The organism is Streptomyces niphimycinicus (assembly GCF_018883605.1).
GTDB lineage: Bacteria > Actinomycetota > Actinomycetes > Streptomycetales > Streptomycetaceae > Streptomyces > Streptomyces niphimycinicus.
Genome location: NZ_JAHLEM010001212.1, coordinates 1 through 1210 on the forward strand (window position 1 = coordinate 1; position 1210 = coordinate 1210).

The following is a 1210-nucleotide window of genomic DNA, read 5'->3' on the forward strand; positions in this document are numbered from 1 at the left end:
GCGGGCGCTGCGGCTGCCGGTGGCGTACGTCGGCGCGATGGGCTCCGCCCGCACCCACCGGGACCGGCTGCGGCGGCTGCGCGAGGCCGGGGTGGGCGAGCCGGAGCTGGCCCTGCTGCGCTCCCCGATCGGCCTCGACCTCGGCGCCCGGACGCCCGAGGAGACGGCGCTGTCCATCGCGGGCGAGATCGTCGCGAACCGGCGGGGCGGCAGCGGAACGCCGCTGACGGGTGCCCGGACCCCGATCCACCACGACACCCGGGCGGCCTCGGACCGGATCGGCTCGGTCGCCTGACAGGACCTGACAGGACCTGACCTGACGTCACCTCGCGTCATCTGACATCAGATCGGATCAGATCGCAGAAGGATCGTCTGACATTAGGCCACTCCTGAGCGGGAAAAACCCTCCGCCACCTGGCGGAGGCTTCCTTTGCCGGACGCCGGTTTCTGAGTGAGAGTCAGAAATCGACCTTGGTCCTGCCGCCCCCTGGAGTGCGCACGTGCGTAAGAGACGCAAGATTCTCACCGTGTCGACGGCCGTCGTGGCCGCCGCCACCCTGCCCCTGCTGATCAGTCCCGTGGTGAGCGCGGCCGCGCGGGAGGACGACGATGATTCCTCCCGCATCGCCCGCCTCTACGCCCCGCCCCCCGACCGGGACTCCTACCGCCAGGTGGCCCGGCTCGCCTGGCGGGGCGACTTCCGCGACTCCGCCGGGCTCCTCGCCATGGTGCGGACGCCGCAGGCGGTCTGGTACGGCGACGAGAGCCCGGAGCGGATCGAGCGGCTGGTCCGCAGGACGACGCGGAGCGCCGACGTGCAGGGGAGGCTGCCGGTCCTCGCCCTCTACAACATCCCGGGCCGTGACTGCGGCAGCTACTCGAGCGGGGGCGCGGACGACCTCGCCGCGTACGAGGCGTGGATCGACGCCGTCGCCAAGGGCATCGGCGACCGTGAAGTGCTCATCGTCCTCGAACCCGATTCGCTGGCCCTGCTGCCCTCCGACTGCGCCGACGAATCCAACGCCGATCAGACCGCCGTCGAGGAACAGCCCGCAGCGGAACGGCCCGTCGAGGAGCAGCCCGCTGCCGAGCAGCCCGCCGAGCAGCAGACGGCCGTCGAGCAGCCGCCCGCCGCCGAGGCACCGCCCACCGATCTGCCCCCGCTGCCCGACCCCGGCGCGTCAACGGCCCCGCCCGCCGCATCGGACGC

2 protein-coding genes are annotated in these 1210 nt (G+C 72.8%); both read left to right on the forward strand.

Annotated features, from left to right (window positions below; all coding sequences use genetic code 11):
• Positions 1 to 295, forward strand: a 295-nt coding sequence (locus KN815_RS48910; protein ID WP_216348176.1) for an XdhC family protein, incomplete at its 5' end; no start/stop codon positions are given.
• 205 nt (positions 296 to 500) lie between these two features.
• On the forward strand, positions 501 to 1210 hold a 710-nt coding region (locus KN815_RS48915), incomplete at its 3' end, for a glycoside hydrolase family 6 protein (RefSeq protein ID WP_253209736.1).